Source organism: Sphingobacterium cellulitidis, assembly GCF_043187465.1.
GTDB classification, from domain to species: Bacteria; Bacteroidota; Bacteroidia; order Sphingobacteriales; family Sphingobacteriaceae; genus Sphingobacterium; species Sphingobacterium cellulitidis.
On record NZ_CP171136.1, the window covers coordinates 2,501,658 to 2,527,452 of the forward strand.

22 protein-coding genes are annotated in these 25,795 nt (G+C 36.4%); 10 read left to right on the forward strand and 12 right to left on the reverse strand.

The features are described 5' to 3' along the window. The first annotated feature begins 36 nt into the window (after window positions 1–36). Both ACF3OC_RS11105 and ACF3OC_RS11110 read left to right on the forward strand, forming a co-directional pair. Window positions 37–474 carry a DUF1896 domain-containing protein gene (locus ACF3OC_RS11105; RefSeq protein WP_058699780.1) on the forward strand — a complete coding sequence of 146 codons (438 nt, stop codon included), beginning with the start codon at window positions 37–39 and terminating at the stop codon, window positions 472–474. After that, window positions 461–5,845 carry an N-6 DNA methylase gene (locus tag ACF3OC_RS11110; protein ID WP_058699779.1) on the forward strand — a complete coding sequence of 1,795 codons (5,385 nt, stop codon included), beginning with the start codon at window positions 461–463 and terminating at the stop codon, window positions 5,843–5,845. Before ACF3OC_RS11105 ends, ACF3OC_RS11110 begins: the two co-directional genes overlap by 14 nt. A gap of 19 nt (window positions 5,846–5,864) precedes the next feature. Here the strand turns inward: ACF3OC_RS11110 and ACF3OC_RS11115 are convergent, their stop codons facing one another. From ACF3OC_RS11115 to ACF3OC_RS11155, 9 genes are all read right to left on the reverse strand, one after another. Continuing rightward, window positions 5,865–6,692, reverse strand: a complete 828-nt coding sequence (locus tag ACF3OC_RS11115) for an RteC domain-containing protein (protein ID WP_058699778.1) — start codon at window positions 6,690–6,692, stop codon at window positions 5,865–5,867. Between the two features lie 82 nt (window positions 6,693–6,774). Beyond that, a complete protein-coding gene (locus ACF3OC_RS11120; protein WP_058699777.1) occupies window positions 6,775–7,560 on the reverse strand; it encodes a patatin-like phospholipase family protein in 786 nt (261 codons plus the stop codon). Between the two features lie 93 nt (window positions 7,561–7,653). Next, window positions 7,654–7,905 (reverse strand): hypothetical protein, encoded by a 252-nt coding sequence (locus ACF3OC_RS11125; RefSeq protein ID WP_058699776.1) that lies wholly within the window; start codon window positions 7,903–7,905, stop codon window positions 7,654–7,656. 43 nt (window positions 7,906–7,948) lie between these two features. Beyond that, complete coding sequence (locus tag ACF3OC_RS11130; RefSeq protein WP_058699775.1) at window positions 7,949–8,443, reverse strand: hypothetical protein; 495 nt, start codon at window positions 8,441–8,443, stop codon at window positions 7,949–7,951. 214 nt (window positions 8,444–8,657) lie between these two features. Continuing rightward, window positions 8,658–9,047: a DUF2147 domain-containing protein gene (locus tag ACF3OC_RS11135; protein WP_058699774.1), complete on the reverse strand. Its 390-nt coding sequence runs from the start codon at window positions 9,045–9,047 to the stop codon at window positions 8,658–8,660. Between the two features lie 48 nt (window positions 9,048–9,095). Continuing rightward, window positions 9,096–9,341 (reverse strand): transporter suffix domain-containing protein, encoded by a 246-nt coding sequence (locus tag ACF3OC_RS11140; protein WP_058699773.1) that lies wholly within the window; start codon window positions 9,339–9,341, stop codon window positions 9,096–9,098. An 11-nt stretch (window positions 9,342–9,352) separates the two neighbouring features. Beyond that, a complete protein-coding gene (locus ACF3OC_RS11145; protein ID WP_058699772.1) occupies window positions 9,353–10,663 on the reverse strand; it encodes a TolC family protein in 1,311 nt (436 codons plus the stop codon). Then, window positions 10,663–13,743 (reverse strand): efflux RND transporter permease subunit, encoded by a 3,081-nt coding sequence (locus ACF3OC_RS11150; RefSeq protein WP_392469223.1) that lies wholly within the window; start codon window positions 13,741–13,743, stop codon window positions 10,663–10,665. Before ACF3OC_RS11150 ends, ACF3OC_RS11145 begins: the two co-directional genes overlap by 1 nt. 18 nt (window positions 13,744–13,761) lie before the next feature. Beyond that, window positions 13,762–14,787: an efflux RND transporter periplasmic adaptor subunit gene (locus tag ACF3OC_RS11155; protein ID WP_058699770.1), complete on the reverse strand. Its 1,026-nt coding sequence runs from the start codon at window positions 14,785–14,787 to the stop codon at window positions 13,762–13,764. Between the two features lie 156 nt (window positions 14,788–14,943). Here ACF3OC_RS11155 and ACF3OC_RS11160 point away from each other — a divergent pair, with 156 nt between their 5' ends. The 3 genes from ACF3OC_RS11160 (at window position 14,944) to ACF3OC_RS11170 (ending at window position 17,779) form a co-directional block, all read left to right on the forward strand. Further along, complete coding sequence (locus ACF3OC_RS11160) at window positions 14,944–15,816, forward strand: AraC family transcriptional regulator (protein ID WP_058699769.1); 873 nt, start codon at window positions 14,944–14,946, stop codon at window positions 15,814–15,816. A gap of 94 nt (window positions 15,817–15,910) precedes the next feature. Next, on the forward strand, window positions 15,911–17,119 hold the full coding sequence (locus ACF3OC_RS11165; protein ID WP_058699768.1) for a TlpA disulfide reductase family protein: 1,209 nt from the start codon (window positions 15,911–15,913) through the stop codon (window positions 17,117–17,119). A gap of 240 nt (window positions 17,120–17,359) precedes the next feature. After that, window positions 17,360–17,779: a LytTR family DNA-binding domain-containing protein gene (locus ACF3OC_RS11170; RefSeq protein WP_058699767.1), complete on the forward strand. Its 420-nt coding sequence runs from the start codon at window positions 17,360–17,362 to the stop codon at window positions 17,777–17,779. Between the two features lie 362 nt (window positions 17,780–18,141). On the opposite strand, the gene mobC is transcribed toward ACF3OC_RS11170, so the two are convergent. The 3 genes from mobC to mobA form a co-directional block, all read right to left on the reverse strand. Beyond that, window positions 18,142–20,145 carry a conjugal transfer protein MobC gene (gene mobC, locus ACF3OC_RS11175; RefSeq protein WP_200811747.1) on the reverse strand — a complete coding sequence of 668 codons (2,004 nt, stop codon included), beginning with the start codon at window positions 20,143–20,145 and terminating at the stop codon, window positions 18,142–18,144. A gap of 104 nt (window positions 20,146–20,249) precedes the next feature. Continuing rightward, complete coding sequence (gene mobB, locus ACF3OC_RS11180) at window positions 20,250–21,551, reverse strand: conjugal transfer protein MobB (RefSeq protein ID WP_058699765.1); 1,302 nt, start codon at window positions 21,549–21,551, stop codon at window positions 20,250–20,252. Continuing rightward, window positions 21,548–21,991: a conjugal transfer protein MobA gene (gene mobA / locus ACF3OC_RS11185; RefSeq protein WP_058699764.1), complete on the reverse strand. Its 444-nt coding sequence runs from the start codon at window positions 21,989–21,991 to the stop codon at window positions 21,548–21,550. The genes mobB and mobA overlap by 4 nt, the downstream gene beginning before the upstream one ends. A 732-nt stretch (window positions 21,992–22,723) precedes the next feature. Between mobA and ACF3OC_RS11190 the strand changes: the two genes are divergently transcribed. The 5 genes from ACF3OC_RS11190 to ACF3OC_RS11210 are packed head-to-tail and all read left to right on the forward strand — an operon-like array spanning window position 22,724 to window position 25,669. After that, window positions 22,724–23,491 (forward strand): ParA family protein, encoded by a 768-nt coding sequence (locus tag ACF3OC_RS11190; protein WP_058699763.1) that lies wholly within the window; start codon window positions 22,724–22,726, stop codon window positions 23,489–23,491. 12 nt (window positions 23,492–23,503) lie between these two features. Continuing rightward, complete coding sequence (locus ACF3OC_RS11195) at window positions 23,504–23,908, forward strand: DUF3408 domain-containing protein (RefSeq protein WP_058699762.1); 405 nt, start codon at window positions 23,504–23,506, stop codon at window positions 23,906–23,908. Window positions 23,909–23,918: 10 nt separating this feature from the next. Then, window positions 23,919–24,191, forward strand: a complete 273-nt coding sequence (locus ACF3OC_RS11200) for a DUF3408 domain-containing protein (RefSeq protein ID WP_176221477.1) — start codon at window positions 23,919–23,921, stop codon at window positions 24,189–24,191. A gap of 2 nt (window positions 24,192–24,193) precedes the next feature. Continuing rightward, window positions 24,194–24,829 (forward strand): hypothetical protein, encoded by a 636-nt coding sequence (locus tag ACF3OC_RS11205; RefSeq protein ID WP_058699761.1) that lies wholly within the window; start codon window positions 24,194–24,196, stop codon window positions 24,827–24,829. A gap of 30 nt (window positions 24,830–24,859) precedes the next feature. Then, window positions 24,860–25,669 carry a hypothetical protein gene (locus tag ACF3OC_RS11210; RefSeq protein WP_058699760.1) on the forward strand — a complete coding sequence of 270 codons (810 nt, stop codon included), beginning with the start codon at window positions 24,860–24,862 and terminating at the stop codon, window positions 25,667–25,669. Window positions 25,670–25,795 lie beyond the last annotated feature (126 nt).

Consider the following 25,795-nt stretch of genomic DNA (forward strand, 5'->3'; position numbering starts at 1 on the left):
TTAGGATTTACGCAAAAATTCTAAATAAAATTTACCATGAGTACACTGCAAAAAGACTTGTCGTATTTCAGACTACGACTGCAAGAACACCTTAACAGCAGCTTCCCCGAAAAAGCAAGCGACCAGAAATTTATTGACCAACGATCTTCATGGGCAGCAAATGCTTATGAAGGAGCATTTCTTTCGGGCAACGCTATAGAGCAATGTAGTGAAATTGCCAATTACATATTATTTGAAGGCTTACATTTCTCCCGTTTCGACACCATTTTTCAAGTGGTTTGCAATGAGTTTGATGCTTTAATGGCAGATGAAGAATTGAAACCATTTGCCCTAAAAATGTTTCCCGTCTGTGAATCTGTTTTCTTGAAATATGAATTAACCGATGATTTCGCATACTGTCATGAGTTTGATGAGCTCTACACAGAAATAACCGGTACCATTTCAATCTGGATAGAGGAAAATGGGCTTCAGTAAACGTCTTCATCTCCAACAGAATATTGAAGCCTTACGTACTGCTTTTAAATTGGAGAAGGAACAGCGGCAAGCTACCGCAGGCGAAAGACTGCTAATGATGCATTATAGCGGATTTGGTGGTCTAAAGTTCGTATTGAACCCTATCTCCAGTGAAGTAGATATCAATCATTGGCGAAAAAACGAACATGATCTTTTTCCAATTACACAGGAATTACACCAACTATTAATGGAGAATTCCGTTGATGATAAACAGTACAGAAAATATGTGGACAGTATGAAAAGCTCTGTCCTAACAGCATTTTACACACCACCACAGGTTATAGATGCTATCTCATTTGCTCTGAAAGATAGTGGACTTAAAATACAGAATTTTCTGGAACCATCAGCAGGTATTGGTGCATTCATACAATCTTTTGCAGATAACGAAGAGACTAGGGTTACTGCCTATGAAAAAGATGTATTAACCGGGAAGATACTAAAACACCTCTATCCAGAAAGTAATATCCGTGTAAGTGGCTTTGAGGAAATTTCCGAAAAAGAACAGAACAGCTATGATGTAATCGCAAGTAATATTCCGTTTGGAGATACTGCTGTATTTGATTTATCCTATTCCCGAAGTAAAGATTATGCAAAAGTACAAGCAGCCAGAAGTATTCATAACTATTTCTTTTTGAAAGGGAATGATATGCTTCGGGAAGGAGGTTTACAGTTTTTCATTACCTCGCAAGGAGTATTAAATAGTCCTAAGAATGAGCCGATACGTAGAGCATTAATGGAAAACAACAATTTGGTGTCAGCTATCCGATTGCCAAATAACTTATTTACAGAGTATGCAGGCACAGAAGTAGGCTCTGATTTGATAATCCTACAAAAGAATACAATTAAGCAAAGCTTATCTGAAGCAGAAGAACTGTTTTGCCAAAGTCAACAGACTGTATACAATACACCAGGGAATGCATTATTTTATAATAACAGCAGGATTGTACATACTGAAAGTAAATTAGATACTGACCCTTACGGACAGCCCGCTTTGATCTATAAACACAATGATGGTGTAAATGGAATTGCTAAAGACCTAACACAAATGCTTTCTAAAGACTTTGGTAGGAATTTAAACTTAGCTTTATACAAAGGTGAACGAAATGAGGAGCCGGCAATAGAAATTCCCGTTACACCAATTTTTACACCTCCTATAATTGAATCAGCAATTACCCAACAGGAACAACAAAGAATTTCACCGCCACAAGAACTAAAACAGCTGAGTATTTTTGACTTATTTGGCAATGATGATGAGTCTATAACAGTAATTGCACCACCAAAGAAAACAGCCCAAAGTCAAAAGAAAAAGTTTAACAGAAACCGTACTCCGATTGGAAAGCAAACCAATCTTTTCAGTGGTGGTATGCAACAACCCTATGTACAGCCTGTTAACAATGAATCTATAAGTAAACCTAAAAACAATGAGCCAAGAGAGCTAATCGGAGATTTATTTTCGCAGGTAAACGAAAAAGATACTGTTGATAAGCTAGTTCTAAAAAACACACTTCCAGAGCCTGCTTTGTATAGTCAGGAAATACAAGCATTTCACCGTAATGACTGCCTTGTGGTAAACAATGGCTGGGTTGGTCATTTACAAAATGTTGACAAAGTTGACAAAACAGGTATATTCCATCCTTTGCAATTGACTTCTTCACAGAAAGCAAGAGCTGAAGCCTATATTGCTATAAGGGATACCTACATAGATCTTTATCAAAAGGAAGCAGAGAAACAAACCGAACATAACTCAGAAAGAGAAACCCTTAACTATTTGTATGATGCTTTTGTAAGAAAGTATGGTAACCTGAATAGTGCTGATAATATTAAGCTTATTAAAACGGATAGTGCGGGGAAAGAAGTACCGTATCTGGAACGTACAATTGGTGGAGTGATACATAAAGCCGATGTATTTAGTCATCCTGTTAGTTTTTCCATCTCTACACTGGCAACGGACAATCCAGAAGAAGCATTAGCAGCTTCATTAAACAAATACGGAACTGTAGATCTGGAATACATGTCTGAAATCAGCAGTATGTCTGCCGATGCTCTTAAAGAAGCCTTGAATGACCGTATTTATTACAATCCGTTAGCTAATGAATACGAAATAGCGGAACGTTGGATTGCAGGAAATGTGGTTGAAAAGGCACACGAACTTAGAAGCCATGTTGAAAATAATCCTGAGGATAAAGAAGCTGCACGAAGCTTAACTATATTGGAAGAATCCCGACCAAGAAGAATAGAGTTTGAAGAACTTGATTTTAATTTAGGTGAGCGATGGATACCGTCCGGAATCTACGCACGCTTTGCCTCACATCTTTTCGACACAGAAGTAAGAATACACTATTCAGATAGTTCAGATGATTTTTCCGTAACCTCTAAACAGGGCAATCAACATATTTGGGAAAAATATGCCGTAAAATCGGAAAGCAGAACATTTGATGGAATTGCGTTACTGAAACACGCTTTAGTAAACACGACACCCGATATTACTAAAAAAGTTACGATTGGAGATCAAGAGGTTAAAGTAAGGGATATGGAAGCCATACAAATGGCAAACAGTAAAATTGATGAAATAAGAACAGCCTTTACTGAATGGCTCCATGCTCAAAACGATGAGTTCAAAACACGACTTACAGATCAATATAATGATAAGTTCAATTGTTTTGTCCGCCCCAATTATGATGGAAGCCATCAGGATTTTCCTGGTCTGGATCGCAAGGCTTTGGGCATAAATGATCTTTATGGAAGTCAAAAGGATACCGTTTGGATGATTAAGCTGAATAACGGAGCCATCTGCGACCATGAAGTCGGTGCAGGAAAAACTTTAGTAATGTGTACAGCGGCACAGGAAATGAAACGACTGGGTTTGGCTCATAAGCCAATGATCATTGGTTTGAAAAGCAATGTTCATGAGATTGCAGAAGCCTATCGTACTGCATATCCGCATGCTAAAATCCTGTTTCCAGGGAAAGATGATTTTACACCTCAAAAACGCTTGCGAATCTTTGGCGATATAAAAAACAATGATTGGGATTGCGTGATATTGACGCATGATCAGTTTGGAATGATACCGCAATCGCCCGAAGTACAAAAGGAAATTCTTGAAATTGAACTGGATAATGTAGAACGAAATCTTGATGCTATGCAATCGCAAGGTGCTGAAGTAACAAGAGGTATGCTTGCAGGAGCTATCAAAAGGAAAGAAAACCTCGAAGTAAAACTTAAAACGCTGCAACACGATATTGAGAATAGAAAAGATGATATTGTAGATTTTAAAATGATGGGTATAGATCATCTGTTTATCGACGAAAGCCACCAGTTTAAGAACTTGATGTTTAATACCCGACATAGTCGTGTAGCAGGATTGGGAAATGTAGATGGTAGTCAGAAAGCCCTGAACTTATTGTTTGCTATACGTACTATTCAGGATCGTACCAATGCCGACATGGGAGCTACCTTTCTTTCGGGAACCACCATCAGTAACTCTTTAACGGAGTTGTATCTGTTATTCAAATATCTTAGACCAAGGGCATTAGAAAAACAAGGTATAAACTGTTTTGATGCATGGGCGGCTATTTATGCAAGAAAAACTACGGATTATGAATTTTCTGTAGCCAATAATATTGTGGCAAAGGAACGATTTCGTTATTTTATTAAAGTACCGGAGCTAGCTCAGTTCTATTCTGAAATTACAGATTATCGCACAGCAAAGGATATAGGGATTGACCGACCGGAGAAAAAGGAAATACTGTACAATATTCCACCTACACCAGACCAGGCAAAATTTATACAAAACCTGATGCAGTTTGCAAAATCCGGGGATGCTACCTTGCTTGGAAGACCGCCATTATCTAAAACGGAAGAAAAAGCAAAAATGCTCATTGCAACAGACTACGCACGTAAAATGTCGCTGGATATGCGTATGGTGAGTGGTGCTTATTATGATCATCCTGATAACAAGGCTTCGCACTGTGCCGATAATATCGCCAAATATTACCAAAAGTTTAATGCACAAAAAGGAACACAATTCGTTTTTTCTGATTTGGGGACCTACAAGTCCGGAGAGTGGAACGTGTATTCTGAAATCAAGAAAAAACTGGTAGAAACACATGGTATTCCTGCTCACGAAGTCCGTTTCATACAGGAAGCTAAAACAGATAATCAACGTAAGGAGCTGATTAAGGGAATGAATGAAGGTAAAATTCGGGTACTATTTGGCTCTACAAGTATGCTTGGAACAGGAGTCAACGCACAGAAGAGAGCTGTAGCTATACATCATTTAGATACACCCTGGAGACCTAGTGATCTTGCCCAAAGAGATGGTCGGGCAATTCGTAAAGGCAATGAAATAGCCAAGCATTTTGCCGATAATAAAGTGGATGTGGTCATCTATGCCGTAGAAAAATCACTGGACAGTTATAAGTTTAATCTATTGTTCAACAAACAACTATTCATAGACCAGCTAAAATCAAATAATCTCGGTAAGAGAACTATTGATGAAGGAAGTATGGATGAAAAGTCAGGAATGAATTTTTCTGAATACGTAGCAATTCTATCAGGAAATACTGACCTTTTAGACAAGGCGAAAGTAGAAAAGCAAATTGCAGGCTTGGAAAGTGAGAAACAGGCATTTAATAGGTCAAAATATAGTGCTAAATATAAACTTGAAGATTTCACAGCAGAGCTTAACAAAGCTCAGTCGCGACATGATCGTATGAGTCTTGATTGGAGTAATCTGCAACAACGTATTCAAAAGAACCAGGATGGTACGATTGTAAACGCTATTCAGCTCACAGGTCTTCCTGCTACTGCTACCATCAAGCAAATAGGTACTAACCTTAATGAATTAACAGATAAATCCCGAACAGGTGGAGATTATGAAGAAATCGGAAGTTTATATGGTTTTCAATTATTGGTAAAAACCGAAATGTCAGAAAAAGATGGAGTCGATATTCGAGTGAACCGTTTTTTTGTACAAGGCGAAGGAAATATAAAATATACATTCAATAATGGAATAATGGCGAAAGAGCCGGAAACTGCCTCAATGAATTTTTTGCGGGCACTGGAAAAACTACCATCCTATATCGCTAAAGAGCAAGAAAATATAACTGATTTTCAAAAAGATATTCCAATACTTCAGGGAGTAGTGGATGGTATATGGACAAAAGAATGTCGACTGAGCGAGCTTAAAACCGAACTTGCCGCAATCGACCGTAAGATTCAACTATCCATTACACCCCAATCAAATAAACAGGAAGATACTCAAAATGAGGCTAAGCTACCAGAATTAACTGCTTCAATGACAAAAAATATAAGTACTAAAAATACATTTTAGCGTAAATATAAATAAACTCTCACTTATCGTCCTGTTCATCCATTTTTTTGCTTAAAACATCTCTAAGAGAGTCTAGAAACTTGGTTTTGTTGATTTTCCTATTACGTAGTTCTAAATAAGTATGATAAAAATCACCGATATCTACATTAAACATTCTTGAAAACACTCTTGAGATCTGTTTGATATCAGCATGACCATAATCCAATACCCCCTGAGCTTGCAAGGCATAAATAAGTTCAACTAATGCAGCTTTACTTCCTGTCCAGTTCAAAGAATAGTGTGGACTTTTTGCACTTGAAATGTTTGAAAGCCCAAAAATTCTGTCTTCAATATATAGTTGGATAAGATCATTTGCTAAAATTTTTGCAACTTTATAATCATGGCTAGTACAGAATCTATGATCTGTCTCAAAATAATAACTATCTAAGCTTAGTTTGATATCATATTTCCCTCGCAAAAAATATTTATCATCTAGGTAAGTACTATTTGTTCTGTAATATTTGTAAAACTCAAGATTATTATCAAAATATAGCTTCAATTTTGTAATCTCATTTTTTAGATACTTTTTCGTTACCTTATCTCCACCATAAGGGATTTTAGCCTCAATCTTATAAATACCGTTGTAATAAATCAACTTAGCAACAAACTGCGGTTTTATCTTCTTAAAAAAGCAGATTTCTTCATTAGCATCTTTAAAACCCTTTTCAATGATAAACTCCTTTACCTCGTTGAGTTTTTTTTGTGCAATTTCAATTGCGTCTTCTGCAAGCAACATTGTTTTATCACATGATAAATCATTTAGGTGGTCATTTAGCTGCTGTAATTTTTCATAACAGTATTTTTTCATCTATTAAATTGTTGCGATTTTTGAGTTATGAAACTTAATATGATATTTATCCAATAGGCAATAGTCTACTAATGTTTTATACTCAACAGTTATTATCCTGTCTTAAAGACAGCAAATCATCTTCAAATTTTTTAGCATGTTCATATCCTATTTGATATATTTCATCCATATGTTTTGTGTCGAAAGTTGAAAACTTTCGAAGTTCTCCCGGCTGTATAAAGACGTCGCAGTAATTTGCTCCTTCTTTATCTATTTTTGAAGTAATTATTCGGATAATGCGGTCCATGATTTCACCATATCCCATATGTCCCCTTGCAATCTCAATAGAATTTACATCCACTCCAACACTCTTTCCGCATGTTGCATTTATGTGTTCAACAGGAAAATTATTTAGTATACCTCCATCGCATAATATAGTATCATTATGATAATTGACGGGGACAAAGACCATAGGGAAACAACATGAAGATTTAATTGCCAAACTTAGGCAGCCCTGATTGAACACCAACGACCGAGCATTACTCAAATCAGTAACAGAAACATATAATGGGACTTTGAGCTGCTCAAAACTGTTATGAGGGATATATTTGGTAATAATCCTTTCAAATATATCTGGACTGAACATTCCTCCATTACCTCGAAATAAATCTGTGTAATTGAAAAACTTTTCTGTTTTTGCAAATTTGAAAATCTCTGCAGGACTGTAGCCTTCCGCAATAAAGGCACCAATAAGTGCACCTGCGCTTGCACCTGAAATAGCATCAAATGAGATTCCTAACTCTTCCATACATTGGAGAACACCAAGGTGAGCTATTCCTCTAAACCCACCTCCTGAAAGTGTAATCCCAATTTTATTATTTACTATCATTATTCAATTCCCCTTCCTACTTATAGATTATAATTATTCGACATTATTAGTGTCTCTAGTCCGTAATTTTTGAGACTTTATCTGACTTAGGAATTACATTATAAATACCTTATACTCCCTGCTAGGTGTCGGTGGAACTAACATTGTTTTAACCCACGAGGGATCTAGCGCTTTGCCTTCACTGTCTAGGAAAGAGTTCGTAATTATTCTTGCCAAGTCTTCAGGATTGCCACCGATTAACGGCTTACCCTCAAAATAGAGCTCGTTATGTAGCTGAAAAAAAATATCTACAACCTGCTCCACAGAACAGTTGATCTTTATTTTTTTAGAATTTACTTTATCCATAATCTTTTATTTTTTGTTACTAAGAGCTTTTACTGACGTTCCGTCATCTTTTTTGATTGCTCAAATTCGTTCGAAAACCTAAAGCGATATTGGTACCACCAAGCTTACTGTCAAAGACATGAGAACGCCGTAGAGCATTGAAATGCTGTAATTCGATATACAATGCAAATTTTTTATTAACACGATATGATGCAAAACCACCCAATCTATAAGTCTCGTAAGCTTTTGTTTCCGAGCGCGTATTGATACTGGCAACACTTCCCTGAACCTCGGTAAAAGGGCTTGTGAGCCATAATAAACCAAACCCAGTAAAACCCCCAATTTCAATTCTGTCACCAATAACTGTATTTGATCCGATATCTACGAACGCACCGATTAAAGAGCGATTCCCCTTGTTTATAACGGAAAATCCATCGACTGATCTACTATTTGTAAAACTGTAAAGTGATATCTCATATACGGCTCTGAAGAATATACTCTTGTTGTACCGATATTGGAAGCCAGTCATCGTTCTTATACCAATATTACTATGCTTCATAAAATCTGAACGCGGGATGCTGAGTCCAAATGAAGTAGTAATCTCTATTTTATCTCTATAGCTGTTACTTATGGTGTCTTGAGAAAATACGTAGTTGCTAAAAAAAACAAAAAAGCAATTATTATACAACACCTATTATTAGATGGGATCATTTTCCCAATGATTTAAATTATTACATACAATCATTTGACATTTAAAATTTATATTACTAAGTCTATAATTTCGTCCAAATTTCACTATGCCAAATAAATCCCCATTTAAGCTTAAATGTCAAACTCTTTCCATCACCATCACTGATAATCCACATACTTTGATATTCTTTATCGTCGTTTAGGTCAATTGAAGTTCCTTTATATTCACCTTTTGATGTTTCAAGTATGTTCTTAGCCACTACTTTTCCATTATTTAACTTTTCTTTCTGTTTGGGAGCTTCTAATTGTTTGATATTAAAACCTTTTCCTACTTTGTAGACTTCGACTATCATTTTATCTTTTGAAAGCCACTTTCCTGTAAATTTATCTTCCTTATTCTGCCCATAAGCTGAGCAGATAAGAAATAGAAATGCTGTCAAAAATATTACTGTAAAATTTACGCTCTTTTGCATGTTTTCATTTTTATTGATTAGTGAACCATTTAAAATTTATTAATATACCTAGTTTTCTTTGGTGTTCTTACTGAATAAGTTCTTGAACCACTGCTTGATTTTACCCCAATATTCTTTTCCAAGAAGTGCAATAGCTGATACAAAAAATACCTCGCCGACAATAACCACCGTTGTTGTCACAATTGCCTTATTAGGGATATCAGTAAATGGTATTATGGGTGCACCAACCCAGCATATGAGCGTGATGCCAAAGAATATAAAACCAAGTGTCTTTTTAAAATTGCTTTTATCCATTGTTGTATAATTTATCTTCCGGTTTCTCTAAGATAGAGGTATCTAGCAACTAGAAATCCCGTGTATGCTTCTGTGTACTGATCTCTGCTCTGTTGTAATAGTGACTGGGCATCAATAAGATCGCTTAATATGCTTAGCCCATTCTGATATTGGTCTTTATTTATTCGCACATTTTCCTCAGCTGTCTCAATGGCCTGTTTGGCCAATAGTAACTTATTGTAATTTTCATTTAATTTGTTCCAATAACTTTGGAACATCACAAATAGCTTTTGATCAGTATCTTTTTTCTCGTATTCTGCCCTGTCTATCTGAGTTTGCTTTTTACGGAGATTGTAAGAACCGCCCCACCAGTCTGAAATGGGAAGGGTTAAAGTTGCATGAACCATAGTAGACGGATTTCTATTTTTAAAAATATCATTGTATTGGTAATATCCAGCTCCAACACCAAAGTATGGAAGCAATTTACCACGTTCTATTTTCTTTTCCAGTTGTTTAGCTTCAATGTTTTTACTTAGGAGCTTGTGCATATTCGTATTTGTTACGGCCTGGTTATGATCCACAAGGAGAGTAACGGGATTGGAAATATACTCTTGATCCTTGGTTTCTATTTCGAATTGACCACCATCTACATTCATTAACTGTGCAAGCTGAATTTTTAATAAACTGATACCGTTTTCTAGTTCTACACTAGCTGTCTTTATCTCGTTCTGTTTCAACTGTACCTGCAATAAATCGTTTCTATTTGTAACGCCTGCATCTACAGCAACTTTAACGTCGCTGAAAAGATTATCAGCTAGATTTTTCATTACATCAATAGTTTTGCGTTTCTCATATAGGGATACTAATGTCCAATAGTATTGTTCTACGTTTACTAGTAAATTCTTTTCAGCTTCCTGAGTCTGATATTTACTGACATCTTCGCCTAACTCTGCTAATTTATTTCCATAATAAATCTGTCCTCCTGTAAAAACGGGCTGTTCTAAAGATATACCTAGCATATAGCCATTTTTCCTGTCCCTTACATTGGGCATTCCCGGAAAACTTGAACCAAGCATGTTTATCATTTCTGCGGATTCTTTGCCAATCATTCCTTCTTTAAGATGATAACCTAATCCGAAGGCACTTACTTTTGGAAAATAATTGGTAAAAGCTTCCTTTTTAGTTAAAGATGCTTCCTCCATAGACAAACGATCAGCTTTTAGCGCATTGTTATTCTTTAACGTGAGTTCTTTGCACTGTTCCAGCGTATATGTAGTCTGTGCTGAAGCAGCACTTGTAGCCAAAAAAAGAAGGGCAAAAAATATATAGTGAAGAGATTTCATTATTTTACGATTTTAGTATCCTGTTTTCTGTAAACGAGCCAATAAGAAACAGGCAGGATTGTTAATATAAAGACCATGGAGAATAGTGCTCCGAAACAGATGATAGCTGCCATTGGTCCCCAGAGAGGGCTTCCAACAACCAACATCGTAATTACACCAACTGAAGCGGCTACCGAAGTCAATACAATTGGCCTCATCCTTCTTTTTCCAGCTTCCAATGCAGCTTCTTTTACTGTCATTTTCTCGTTTTTTCTAAGCTTATCAGCATAGTCAAAAAGGATAATACCATTCCTCATTACAATACCGATTAGACATACGAATCCCAGAACTGAAGTCATTCCGAATTCAAATCCGGTTACCCATATTCCAAATGCGGCACCGAAAAAACAGAGTACGGTTGATGCCAGCGTCAGGTTGGCCAGACTGATTTTCTTGTAGTGAAAAACAAGTACAAAATAGATGATGAATATGGCTATCAACAGAGCAATAAGCGTTTGCGGAACTGACTCTTCATTTGATTCTGAAACACCACCATATTTAACTTCAACATTCTTATAGTCATCTTTTTTAAGAAGGGAATCTACCAAGGTACTTACCTTAGGAAATATATCATTTGGATTTACATTTCGCTTAAGATCGGCAAGTACAGACATCGTATAAATGCCATTGCGTGTGTTTATCTGTCCATCTCTCCAAGCAGGCGAAACTTCGGCAACTTGATTCAACGGTACAGATACACCAGCCATGTTTGGCACATATATATCACCTAAACGATTAAGTTGCCTTAGGCTGTCTACTTCACCTCTCAACGTGATATTCATCTTGTAGTCATCCTCCCAAACATTTGTTATATCAAAGCCTTTATTAATCACACCAAGTTCCTGTGCCACAGAATTGTTAGAGATTCCCTGACGATTAGCAAGTTGTTGGTCTATATTTATCTGTACCGACGACGATGGATTTTCTGCATCGTTATGTACCCAAAGGAATTCATCCATTTTAGATAAATCACGGATCAGCTCTTTAGACATGGATTTCAATGTGGTTTCATCGGCACCTGTCAATCTTACTTCTATAGGATAGCGTACTACCTCATTATCTAGCTGCTTAAAGAAAACATAAGCTCTCGGGAAATGAAAGGCATATTTGTCTGCATATTCATTCAGTATTTCTTCTGTAGCTTTATTTGATTTGGTGTTAACAATAAATTGAGCGTAGTTTTTCGAAGGCATATTGGGTGAATAACCTGAATGGAAACGAGGGGAGCTTGCTCCGATAAAAGAAGTAATGGATAGTACCCTATCATCTTTTTTCAAGACTTTTTCCAGACTGTCAGCCACTTTTTCGGTTTGAACCAAAGAATTGCCCTGTGGAAGATAAATTTCTACTGCAAATAGATCACGTTCAGCAATAGGCATCATTCTCATCTTGGCATTTCCCAGCATTAACATAGCCAACACCACAGAAGTAATTAAGATAGATAGGGTTAATACCGGACGTTTAAAGAATACCGGAAGAAGCTTATCATAACCTGACTGAATTCGGTCAAGAAAACTTTTCTTGGTGTCTTCCTTATCTTTATGCAAACCTTTTTTTATCAGGATATACTGCATAAAAGGAATGATAAACAAGGCTACTGCAAGAGAAACAAAGAGTGTGATTGTAAGCGTCCACGGGTAAGAAAACATAAAGTCTTTATTCGGTCCTTTCAGTGTGATAAGAAAGGGGAAGAACGTAACGCTAATGATAAGTGTTGCAGAAACCAGAGATTTGAAATACTCTCCCGCACCTGCAATTGATGCATGCCAGCGGGACATGCCCTCATCAAGATGCTCAATGTAGCTATCTACTATAACGATACAGTCATCTACGATAAGACCGAGTACAACTATGAGTGCTGCAAACGTAACAACATTTAATTCGAAACCTGCTGCATACATAATTCCCAATGAGATAAAAATCGTAATGGGAATAGAAGTAGCTGCTACTGCTGCAACACGTACGGGCATAAAAAATACAGTAACAAGTACAACCGAGATTATGGCTATAAGCATCTCGATCAGAAACTCATCGACTGATTTTTGTACAACTTTTGATTGATCGACAATGGTACTGATTTTAACATCGGAAGGAAGTTTGGCTCCTTCCTCTAAAAGGATGGAGTTTAATTCCTTTCCGAAACGGGTAATATCATTCCCTGTCTGTATTTCGACAGACATCAACAAGCACTTTTTTCCGTTATTCTTGATAAAATTATCTGGTGTAGGATATTCTCTCACAATATTCGCTACATCCTTTAACCGAAGTATATCCGTTTGTCCATCACCCCTGATAATTTGATTGGCAATGTTCTGTTCGGTCTGATTCGCAGTATTTAGATAGATTGGGACTGACATATCTCCGTTATCTATATCACCTGCATACCCTTTCAGTCCTTGTGTATAGAGTACTTCTCCGATTTCCTGAACCTGAATGCCATTTTTTGCCATTTTTCCTTTATCTAGATAGATGGCTATCCTTTCTTTCTGCTCTCCTGATTTTGTCAACTTTGAAACTTCGGGTACCTGTCTTAGTCTCGATTCTATTTTCTCCAAATAGCCTTCAAGCTGTCGGTAAGTTTTACTTTCGGACTCGACTGAAAACAGTAAAGCTGAAGTTTCACCGAACTCTGAATCTACTACCAGCGCCAATACCTCGGGAGGCAGTTCCTGTTTAAGTTCATTTAAGCCGTGTCTTATTTTTGCCCATACCTCATCCTTGTTTTTTACATAATCATTCAAGGTAATGTAAACGTAAACAATACCGTCTTTAGACTGTGAATAGGTAGCCTTTCTTTTTACTTCTTTATATTTGAAAAGATGTTCTTCCAAAGGTTTGGTCAGTTGTTTTGCGACCTGTTCTGAATTAGCTCCGGGGTATATTCCCGCAATAATCCCCTGATTTATATTTACAGTTGGATATTCCTGTTTGGGCATATAGAGAAGCCCACCAATTCCCGCTAGTAGAAGTAACGCCGTTACTAAAAAGACAACTTTATGGTAACGCATAGCCCATGCTACTGCTTTAATATTATTTGCCATTTCTTATAGTTCAAGTTTTTAGTTAACGATAACTTTAGATCCTTCAAAGATTTTTTGAAAACCTTCGGTAACAATCCGGTCTCCTTCTCCAATACCTTCTAAGACAACCACGCCATCTGAAGTCAGTTCTCCTATTTTCACTGTTTGTTTTGACACAGTATTGTCTTTACTGACCTTCCACACATACCGTTCATTCCTTGCAGAAATTTGAATTACAGAAATTGGAAGTGAATAGCCTGTCAAGTTATCCGATTTAAATGTAATGTTACAGTCCATCCCCGGAAGCAGTTCGTCGCTGCCATTTAGAATATCTACCTTAACCGTATATGCTCTGGAATATGGATTGGCCACAACTCCCTTCTCGATAATTTTTCCGGTATAAGTCTTATCCAGTGTCTTTAAGTAGATATTTGCATCATCACCGATTTTCAACTCTTTTATATCATTCTCGGGAACAGAAACTTTAACCCGTATTTTTTCTACTTTAAGTACTGTAAAAACCGGCATACCAGCAGCTACATTTGCACCCAGATCAATACCCTTGGTCCCGATTACTCCACTGTAAGGGGCATAGAGGTTACAGTCTTCTACATCCTTTAGAGCAAGAGACTCTGCAGCTTCTGCCTGTTCAAGAATAGATTGAGCTTCAATAATCTTGATCTCAGGTAAACTCTTGTTATCATAAATAATCTTAAGTCTCTGATAGGCATCCTTAGCTTGCTTTTTCTGGGACTTTGCTACCTCATAAGCCTTTTGGTAACGGCCTTTATCCAAAGTTGCTAAGAGTTGACCTGCATTGACCTTACTTCCTTCGGAAACAAGTATCTGCTTTACATTTCCAGCAACCTGAAAACTTAGCTGGGTCTGCGCAGACTCTTCGACGGAACCGATATACTTTCTCTGTCCGTCAATATCATTCAGTGCAATCAATACTGCCTTTACTGGAATCTGCTGTTCATTTTGGATTTCCTTTTCTTTGTTCTTACAGCTTGTAATGAGAAAAAGGATAAAAGAGGCGATTGCTAAATAGTTTCTAATTTTCATACCGATTAATTCAATATTTTAACATTGCAAAGTTCCGTTCTACAGCATATATTAAAAAGGTCACACATTCCTAATTTATAGTCAGATGGTACTATTTTTGGAATAATAGACGGATAAATTGAAAAAAATGGTTTATTTGTCTTAAAAGATAATGTGATGATGAAACAAAAAACTATTTACACCTTGGAAGTTTCACACCTGAATTTGGCGGATGATAATCTGAGGAACGATTTTGCGATATCAGATACAAGTGAAGATATTATTGGAATAACGCTCGAACATCCGGTAAAGATTAATTCCTTACTTGTTGGTATATGTATAAAAGGGAACGGTAATATGAAAGTCAACTTAAAATCTGTTCCGCTATCTGAAAGAGACGTCATAGCACTCTCTCCCGGCACTATCATCCAATATGTGCCAGAAGAAATAAGCAGTGATTTTATGATGAAATATATGTCAATATCTCTTGAGTTCGTCGCTGCTTTCGATGCTTCATATCTCTATCCCGATGCAAGACAGACGTCTTATTTTAAAGCCGATATTGAAGAATATAATATATTATTAAAGCTTTATGATAATCTGCTTGAAAAATATAATCGGAAAGATAATTTGTTCAGAAGACAGATCATACAGCATTCATTATTGTCAGGCATGTACGAGTTTGCGCTGATTGAAAAAAACCATACATATTTAAATACCGAAGGCCTGACAAAAAAGGAAAAACTAGTTTGGGAGTTCTATCAGCTCTTATTTAAACACTACAAGAATGAAAAAGACACATTGTTCTATGCCGAAAAGCTATTATTATCGACCAAATACTTATCGACGATCATAAAACAACAGACAGGAAAGACGGTCAACGAATGGGTCTTTGAATATATTATAGCGGAAGCAAAGGCTCTTATTAAATCTTCAAAAATTACCATTAAAGAATTGGCAGAACATTTTAACTATGCTGATGCCACATCATTTGGTAAATTCTTCAAAAAACAAGTAGGTATGACACCAAATGAATACAGAAAAAATTAATAAGGCTAATAGAAGGATATTAATAAAATGATAGTTGCCCCCCCAAATTGTGTTTTTAGTGGTCTATTACTATAGATAACCTAATTAAAAGAAAATGGAAAAAAAATGTATGATTATCGTGACAATTTTGCTTTTAGTAGTAATGGCTACTCCAATAAAAGCAATTGGGCAAATTGTTGTTGAGGAACAGTCAACTACTTACCTCTATAATGCAATAAAATCTGAAACAGATCCAATTAGCATTGAAAAAATGCTTGTTCAAATGGAAAAGCAGTCTGCATCGGAACCAAGAGATGCCATGATATTAGATGCTGGCCGATACATAGCCGCTAAAGCTTATGCCCACGCAGGAGATGCTCAGAAGGCAAACTACTGGATGAATAAGATTAATAATAAAAGTTGGAAGACAAGCAGTTTATCTACAGTTACTCGAGCTCTTATCGAAGCTGGGATGCTGAATGATGCTGAAGAACTTGTAAAGCCTTTTTTGGGTCAAACTGGATCAAACAACTTTCACTACGGTTTGATTCTCTATAAACGTAAGGAGTTTAAAGCTGCATTGGAGTATCTAAAGCCTAATAATGAAGACAAGTCTGATTTTTTAAGTGCAGATGCTGAAATTTATCCTTTCGCACTGATCGAAGCTGATAAACAGCTGGATGCTTTCAATGAAGTTAATAGATTACTGAAAATTTCGGCAAATAGAAGTGATAGATTCAAAGATGCTTCAAGAAAGTTATTTCAAAATAAATATGGTGACGAGATACGCTATGAATTTCTGCTCGATTCTATGGAAACTGTGGACCATAATAGCACATTGACAAAAATAGCAAAAATGGAGACTAACCAATTGGCTCCAGATTTTGAACTTAAAGATTTAAACGGAAAAAGCGTTTCGTTAAAAAGTCTAAAGGGTAAAATCGTTATCTTAGACTTTTGGGCTACTTGGTGCCAGCCTTGCATAGCCTCTTTCCCGGGTATGCAGAAGGCCGTAGATTACTACAAAAACGATGATAGCGTTGTTTTTATGTTTATTCATACCCAAGAAAAAAGCCCAAATGCTGCTGATGATGCTAAAAAGATGCTAATTGCAAGGGGAAACCGATTTGATGTTTACATGGATTTAAAGGACGAGGTTCTTGGAAAAAGCCCTGTTTCAGCTGCCTATAAAATTTCTGGACTTCCTGCTAAATTCTTTATTGACAAGAATGGTTTTATACGTTACAAAAACGTTGGTTATATAGGTGTGGATGAAGCTATACCTGAAATCAAAACCATTGTGGATAAATTAAAAGCGGAATAAGCAACACACAATTCACGCTGATATAGCGAAGTTAATGGGATTGAAATCGACAAAGATGTTCAATTGTTATTAGCATGTACGTATGACACCAAATTAATGTAAGTATTTCTAGTGATCAAATGTGTATAGGGTCTTGTATGCAATGTCTTTAAGTCAGAATCATTTTTAATAGGTCCTATTTAATTTTCAATAATACCAATAGAATTTTCACTTAATTAATCACCACTATCTATAAACAGTATGAGAATTTTAATTATAGAAGATGAAGACTTAAATGCTCGTCGCCTAAAAAGATTGTTAGAAGAATTGGAACCTAACTGTGAAATTTTGCAAATAATTGATACAGTTAAGGATGCAGTTTCCTGGTTAAATTTAAACAATTCACCAGATTTAATTACAATGGATATATGTTTGGCTGATGGGGTTAGTTTTTCCATATTCGATCAGTCAATTATTAAATGCCCGATAATATTTACAACTGCCTATGATGAATATACTTTTAGAGCATTTAGTAATAATAGTGTAAGTATAGAATACTTAATGAAACCCATTCAGAAGGACGAACTTGCTGCTAGCTTAAATAAAATTAAACTATACCTCGGAAAGGAGGATTTATTCCCTGTTTTTAATTCGAGAAATCTAAGAGGGGATTATAAATAATCACTTTGTGTATCGTAATTTTTTGCCTGATTGAAGTTGTTAAATATTTTAAAATATACCTCTTTTGTGTTCAGTATAAAAAAGTTTCTATTTTTTACAGATTTTGTATTTCCATCAGTCATAAAAATGAGGAATCACAAAAGAAATAGATTCGTCTAATGTCAAACCGTTTTCTATTAAAAAGGGAAAGAACAAAGTCATATAATAAAAATTTAAAAGCTACAGTAAATACCTCTATTTACTGTAGCTTGTTCTAAACAGAATAGTGCATCAATGATTCTAATAATTATTTATTCAGTATTATTAAAAGGTTGAAAAAAAGCTTAGTGAGCATTAACACTACTAAGAGAAGTGTAGTTTATCTATAGGTCTTTAAGTAAGTGCGTTAAATTAGAATCATTCTTGATTCGATCTATTTCATTTGCAATAATACCTATAACATCTTTCTTTACCTGCTTGTAATTAGCTTCAATTTGTTCTTTCATATTATCAGCTCCATGTGAATCGTTAAAAGATAAAATCTCTGGTATTTTTTTAAAAGCTTTGGTTTCGGCAGCAACTTTGTCGTTATCTACTACAATTTCAGAATGAAAAATCTTCTGTTCAATACGTTCGTCAAAATTGTCGGAAACAGCTCCCACGAACATTCCTTGTGTAAGTGTAGAAATCTTAGATGCAGGTATTAAGCTATCTAACTGTGTGGATATTGAAGTAGATTTATCATTCCTGTTAATTGTCAAGCTTTGACGTTTTTGCAACACTTTCCCGAAACGTTCCGAAAGATTTTTAGCAGTTTCTCCCACTACCTGACCACTAAAAATGTTACCGACAGTGTTCTGAATTACTTTAGCTTCTTTATCTCCATAATCACGGATTAATTGAGAATAGTCTTGAAAGCCTAAACATACTGCCACTTTATTACTTCTGGCCGTTGCAATCAGGTTATCCAATCCTCGAAAATAAATTGTCGGTAACTCATCGATGATGACAGAACTCTTTAACTGTCCTTTTTTATTAATGAGTTTCACAATTCTTGAATTATATAAACCCAATGCCGCTGAGTAAATATTTTGACGGTCTGGATTATTACCTACACATAAAATCTTAGGCTCCTTCGGATTGTTGATATCCAGAGAAAAGTCGTCACCGGTCATTACCCAATATAATTGTGGAGAAATCATTCTTGATAATGGGATTTTAGCAGAAGCAATCTGTCCTTGCAGTTGGTCTTGTGCTCCGCCCTGCCAAGCATCCATAAAGGGCGATAAATAATTTTCCAAATCAGGATAAGACGTCAGAATAGTGAATACATCAGAGTATTTTTTATTCAGTAATTCAATAGCGTGTGGAAAAGTGCAGTATTTGCCGCTGTCATAGATTTTCAGAAACCAGATGATTGCTGCCAGCAAAATAATTGGTGATTCAACGAAAAAATCCCCTTGCTTCTGGATCCAGCTTCTATTAAGATTCAACATAATCGTGTAAGCAGCTTCATAAGCATCAGAGATATCCGTCATAAAAACCGGGTTAAGTGGATTGCAACGATGACTTTTACGAGGATCATCAAAATTAATAACATAAAATTGAGGCTGTACCTTGTATTTATCTCGGTGTTTTAGTAAATGGTTATATGCAATAGTAGAAAGGTCGTCAAATTTAAAATCATAGATATACATTGAAAACCCTTTTTCTATATGCTGTCTAATATAATTATTTACAACTGCGTATGATTTGCCTGAACCTGGCGTGCCTAATACAATTGTTGCCCTGAAAGGATTCACTACGTTAATCCAGCCTTCATTCCACTTTCCCTTGTAATAAAATTTAGTAGGTAAGTTTACAGAATATTCGTTTTTCATCAGTTTGGTTTCTTGCTGAAAACTCTCATTCTCATTATTAAATACATCATCCATTAAATTCGTGCGGAGCAATCTGGTAATCCAGACACCCGCCTTCATCAAAGAAATGTAACCTAATGCTGTAGTAAAAATGTAGAGAGATGTACCTATAAAGGGAGACAGTTTTAGTAAAGGTGTATTGAGAAAAAACAGAATAAAACCAATTACCAAGGCGGTGTTTATTTTTGTCCATGTTATTTTTTCGTTCTTTACACCTTTGGTTCCAAGACAGCTTAATGCCAGCAATACCAATGCGAAAATTTTGGTGTAAAGGTTGTGAGCAAAAAGCCCCGCCGTTCGGTTAAAGTTGGCTAATATTTTGCCTATTATTTCTAATGTCCAGCCACGCTCCAAAAAGAAACCAAAGCAGAACCAGTAAAAGTGCATCAGTACAATGATGATACTGACCGCACGCATGAAAGCCATAATCTTGGCTAAACCTCTTAAATCGTCTTCTCCTTGCATAATTTGTAATGATTAAAATGACAGAGAGTGAATTTAGAGTCTGTTCGGGTTGGTTTTGGATAAACGGTAACCGATGGCGTTCGGTGGCATTGTTTGGTTTGATGTTTCTATTTACCTCTTTTTCGTTTCCTTTTCTTCTTCATTCTATTGGCAAATTCTTGTTCCTCGTAATCTTCGTCCTGTACATCGGGAAGCAGACTGCCCAACCCCTCTATCAGATCAGGCTCATTATAGGCAGGTTGTTCCTTGTTCAGAAAATCAAAAAGCTCGTGTGGTGTTTCGGACTCTTCCTTAGTATTATTCTGGGATGAGCGGCTTGAATGTGTTGTATTGTCATTTGTGGTTTGCTTCCTATTTTCTATTGCCTGTTCATCCCACCATTTATTAAATACATTAGCAGATAGATTTTTACCCAATTGCGAGCCGTTCCATACGGTACGGCTTTCGTGGTCTATAAAAGTCATTCCATAAATACGACCTTCATCATTCCTGCGGACAACGGTATTAATGCCCTGCTCCAATAGCTGCTTCTTAAAATCTGTTTCATTATTGGATGTATGCATACCAGCTTCAATAGTATTTTTAAGCACCTCTTTTGCAGGGTTGGTTTTCATATTTTCCTTTGATTTTTCAAAGTGTTTTTCAAGCTGGGTCATTCCTGCTTCTTTGCCAAACAGTGAAGACTTGAACGGATTACTTGCCTTTTGTCCATACTCATTTAAAGCAAAATACACTAAACCCTGTTTTGGTTGACCGTGTAATTCACCTTTAACTTCTTCGGAAGTTATATTAAAAAGAGAAAGTAAAGCGTTGTAAGCTCCTAGACTTTGGTACTGATAATATTTGGGCAAGTGGCGGGTAACGGATGCTATTTGGCTTTTTATATCTCCTTTGGTATAATCCACGGATTTAAAAATTCGGTCACTATTTGACTGGTATTGCTCTGTAGCGGGCTTCAAATCATATTGCTGTTCCAATTTCCTGCATACAGCCATTGAACGTGGATGATCATAACTGTCCGGTATTTTTGCACCGTTGAGTTGCACGCAGGTGGTTACGATATGTATATGGGTGCGTTCAATATCGGTATGCTTGAATACCACATACGGCTGATTGCCATAACCCATTTCTTGCATGTATTGCTCCGCTATATTTCTGAACTGCTCATCACTAACCTTATCCGCAGGGTCAGGATTCAGCGAAATGTGACGAACAGGCTTTTCTGTTTTGTTATTTGCCAGCAAATAAGGCTCGAAATAGCGGTTGAGAAAAGCGGTAGTGTAGTTGTCGTTCAGCACTTCGGGTATCTTATTCGTGAGCAAAACATGTCCATTTTCCTCGTGCACTTTAAGCAGATTGTAAGAAATTGCTCCGATCATGTTCGCACCTTTTCCAATTTTTGCTATCATTTTTCTTCGCTTTTGTATAGGTATTTTGTTTCAAACTCCTGCGTTAATTGGATAACTTGTTGACATAATGTCGCCATTTCTGCGGTTTGCTTTTCCAATTTAAAGAGATAAGCAGCGGCTTTCTTCTCTGAAAAATTGCGATAAAGTATCTTCACTATCTGGTTATAATTTATACCAACTGCTCTAAACTGGCTGTATAATTTGGTCAGTTGTGCATGGTAATCCATAGCAGCTACATCAATTTTAACCGTCTTAATCTCCCGTTGTAGTAAAAGAGAAATAATAAATTTTGCTTTGTTGCTTATACCTGACGCTTCAAAAAGCGACAGGAGTTTCGCATTCTCTTCGTCATTCAGACGAAAAACATGGCGGTGCGTGCTTGGGTTTAGCTTTGGCTTACGTCCGCCTTTGTTCTGTTTGTTGTTACTGTTCTCATTCATCACAAATCCATTTTAAAATTTTATAAAACCCCGACTTTGGAGGGTGTTTTTCGGCTCCCGGCAGGGCAAGTTGTTTTGGGGCACGAAATACGTTTCGAGTGCCTCAAAACATAACTTGCTCTATTCTGGTGAATAGAAAATCCGCCCTGCGGGACGGATTCTATTTAGTGGAAAAAGCAGCTTCATGCTGCTTCTTATTTTACCTTTCTTGATGGAATAGCATTCTATCAAACCGTCAGAAAAACCCCCTTTGCAAAGTAAAGGTTGATTTTATAAACTATTGATATATAGAATACTGCCAAAGTATTCCGTTAAAAGCCAAAGTGTACAACGCTTTAAAAACCACCTCTATTAATCGCTTTCTTTGTTTCAAGGTTCTACAGAAAGCTTTGAAAAAAACAGTAAAGAAAAAAGTAAAAAAAGAGATATGTATCTGTGCAAATCCTGTAAAAAATAAAAGCATAAAGTTTTAAAAATATAAAAACGCTAAAACGTAAAAGCGGTAAATAAGAAAAGCAGAAAAGAAAGTTTAACTGAAGTAAAGCATATTTCTACCTGCAAAACTTCACGGATTGAAATTTTACAATCAGGTTTCATGTGAATGAAAAAGGGAAAAACGACAAGCAATTACGCAAAAGGTAAAAAAGAAATATTAGAACAAAGAAAGGTACAAATGAAGGTTTTTGTTTGCCTGTACCGATTTAAAGAAAAGCATCAATAAATTTTTAAATAATGGAAACGACAAAGAAAACTTTAAAAATCAGCTTCTACACACAAAAGGGAGGTGTAGGCAAATCAACGATCACTACGCTGTTGGCTAGTGTGCTGCACTACCGTTTAGGTTACAACGTACTAGTAATGGATTGCGACTTTCCGCAACACAGTTTAACCAATATGCGTGCGAGGGATTTAAAAACGGTCATGGAAAATGACTATCACAAGAAAGCTGCTATGAAGCAGTTTCAGACTATCAATAAGAAGGCCTACACCATCGTCAAGAGCAAAGCGGAAAACGCATTGGAAAACGCATTTGAGCAGACAGAAAAATCGAAGGTAGAGCCGGATATTATCTTTTTCGACCTTCCTGGAACTGCAAATACAAAGGGAGTATTATCGACTTTAAAAACGATGGATTTTGTGTTTTCACCGATTACGGCAGATCGACTGGTGGTAGAAAGTACATTGGGCTTTACCAAGGCCTTTCTTCACTTACCAGAAACAGAAACCGGAAACAAAGATCTGGCAATATGGTTGTTTTGGAATCAAGTAGATGGTAGGGAAAAAACAGGTTTGTACGACGCATATCAAAATGTCATAGAGGAGTTGGGATTGCCAATTATGGAAACTCGCATTATGGACAGCAAGCGTTTCCGAAAAGAAACAGACGATACAGGAAATTATGTATTCCGTTCCAGTCTGCTCCCTGCCGAACCGCAATTGCTGAAAACCACCCGCATGGATGCTTTTGTGCAGGAATTTTTAAAAATTATTCACCTGTAAAACCGATGATGTATGGCAACAGATAACAAACGAAAAGACTTTGAGAAACCGGATGTTGATGAGGAATACCTGATGAACATCATGAGCGGTGACCAGCCTGTCCCTGACAAACCAATTCCCAAATCACAAGAGGAAATAAAAGAAAGCAAACCACGTGAGCGATCTCGTTCGACTTCTACCAAAAAAGTAGATTATGAAGAAACCTTTTTAGTCAATCGCTTTCCGTCAGGGCGTAACGGTAAAGTAGTCTATATCCGTCCTGAATATCATGAAAGATTAATCCGCATTGTTCAACTCACACGGGAAGATAAAACTACTCTTTATTCATATATAGATAGTATTCTTGAACATCATTTCAAGGAATTTGGTGATGATATTACCGACTATTTCAATGAAAGATATAAACCTATTATATAATAGTTTCATTATGAAAAATACAAAACAAAAAAAGAAAGCAACATTAAGAATAGATCAGTACAAAACTGAATTTCTTCAGTCGAAAGGCGTTAAGGCAAGAGATAGCAAAACAGCCTATATCAGTACAGAGTTTCACGAAAAGTTATCGCTTATCGTCTTTATGATGGGTGGAGGTAAACTGACTATTACTGATTACCTACACAATGTGCTGAAATACCATTTTGAGGATTTCGGAGAGGAACTCACAGCCATTTATAACGCAATCGACAAACCTAAATTATAGCTATGGAAACAGCAATTCTTATATCCCTATTAATTGTCATTGTCCTGCTGTTGCAGGACAAGGTGGTTATCAAAAGAAATCCAAAACAGGAGAAGCAAATTCCTAGTCAAAAGCGAGAATTTTTAGATATTATGGGAAAACCCAAGCCGATTGAACGCCTTTCTCCGCCAAAGAATACCACTAAAGGACAACTTGAAGATAAAGAGGAAAAACCTGATAATTTTGAAGAAGAAAGATCCCTAAAAGGGTTTGCTAAAGAAATTCCGCAGGAAGAGCTAGATGAAGTTTTTAATACCGAACCTGATTTGGAGGAAGAGGAAGAAGAATGGAACGGGTATGGAACTTATGAGGAAGAAAACGGTTTTGCCACAGGGGTTACCTTTGAAGAACTAAGTACCGTGGGGATGTTGCTCCAAAAAGAGAAATTGGAAACAGCTCAGAAGGAAACAGCGGTGGGAATAGTTCAGAAAATACAGGGAACCGATCTTTTTAGTCTACTGGAAAACTCAATGGAGGGTGCTGCACAGAAAATTGCAGCGTTGTTGGACAGTGGTGTTCCCGGTAAAGAAATGGACTCTGGTTCTTCCAATTTGCGGAAAAATAATATTAATGATTTTGACATTGGGGAGTTTGTATAGACTCTCCTTTGTGTTTTAAAACGTTAAGGTATGGAAAAAGAACTGAAAGAATTTGATATCCACGGAACAGTGTTTCTTGTGGATGTGAATAAATTAGAACTGAGAGAAAAAGAAGATGAAACGAATATTATTCGGTTTGATGAAATGGAATATTTAGGAAATGGATATCGTTTTGATTACGACGTTGAAAAGAATAGACTTTCATCGGGATGGGGAAATCACGAAGTAACCGTCACTATTCCCGAATTCTCCGTATTAGATCCTATTGGGATGGGGAATAAATATAAGCTATCATTAGATGTCATAAAGAAAAGGAACGACTATGATATCATGGTTGACCCCGTTGCTTATGACCTGCGTGTGAACAAAGGAATGCTGCCCACCATTGATATTGAAGGACACACTTTCTATGTAGATATAAGAATGGATAAACTTAGACCAAAAGATGACTTCCTCTCTAATGGAATTGCTTTTTCACACATAGAAGACTATTTTAATGATAGCTCTGGAACATATCTTATTCCCTACAATCCTAAGACAAGAGAAATGGGCGAAATTGACTATGAAAATATTACAGAAATTCCAAAAAATCTTGTTGTAATAGAATTTCCAAACGAGTTAAAACTGGATCCTATCGGATGGAATAGGCAACACGGATTTGATCTGAAAGATGGGTTAATGGAAGTAGGATTGCAAATGAGTTTTACAGCAAAAAAAGGAAAATGGGAAGACATTTATGTGCCTCAAAAAATCAAAGAGAATTTAGATAAAATTAAAAAAGAAAATAAGAACTCGAATACTCCTTATAATTCAGAAAGGAAAAAGGGTAGAAAAATGTGAGAATATTGTAAAAAGAACGAAACGTCAGCCATCAAAAGGCTGGCGTTTTTTTATACTCAATTTTCATACGAAAAGCCTTTGAAAGCCAAGTTATTCCACTGAACGACACTTTTTAAGAGTGCTTTG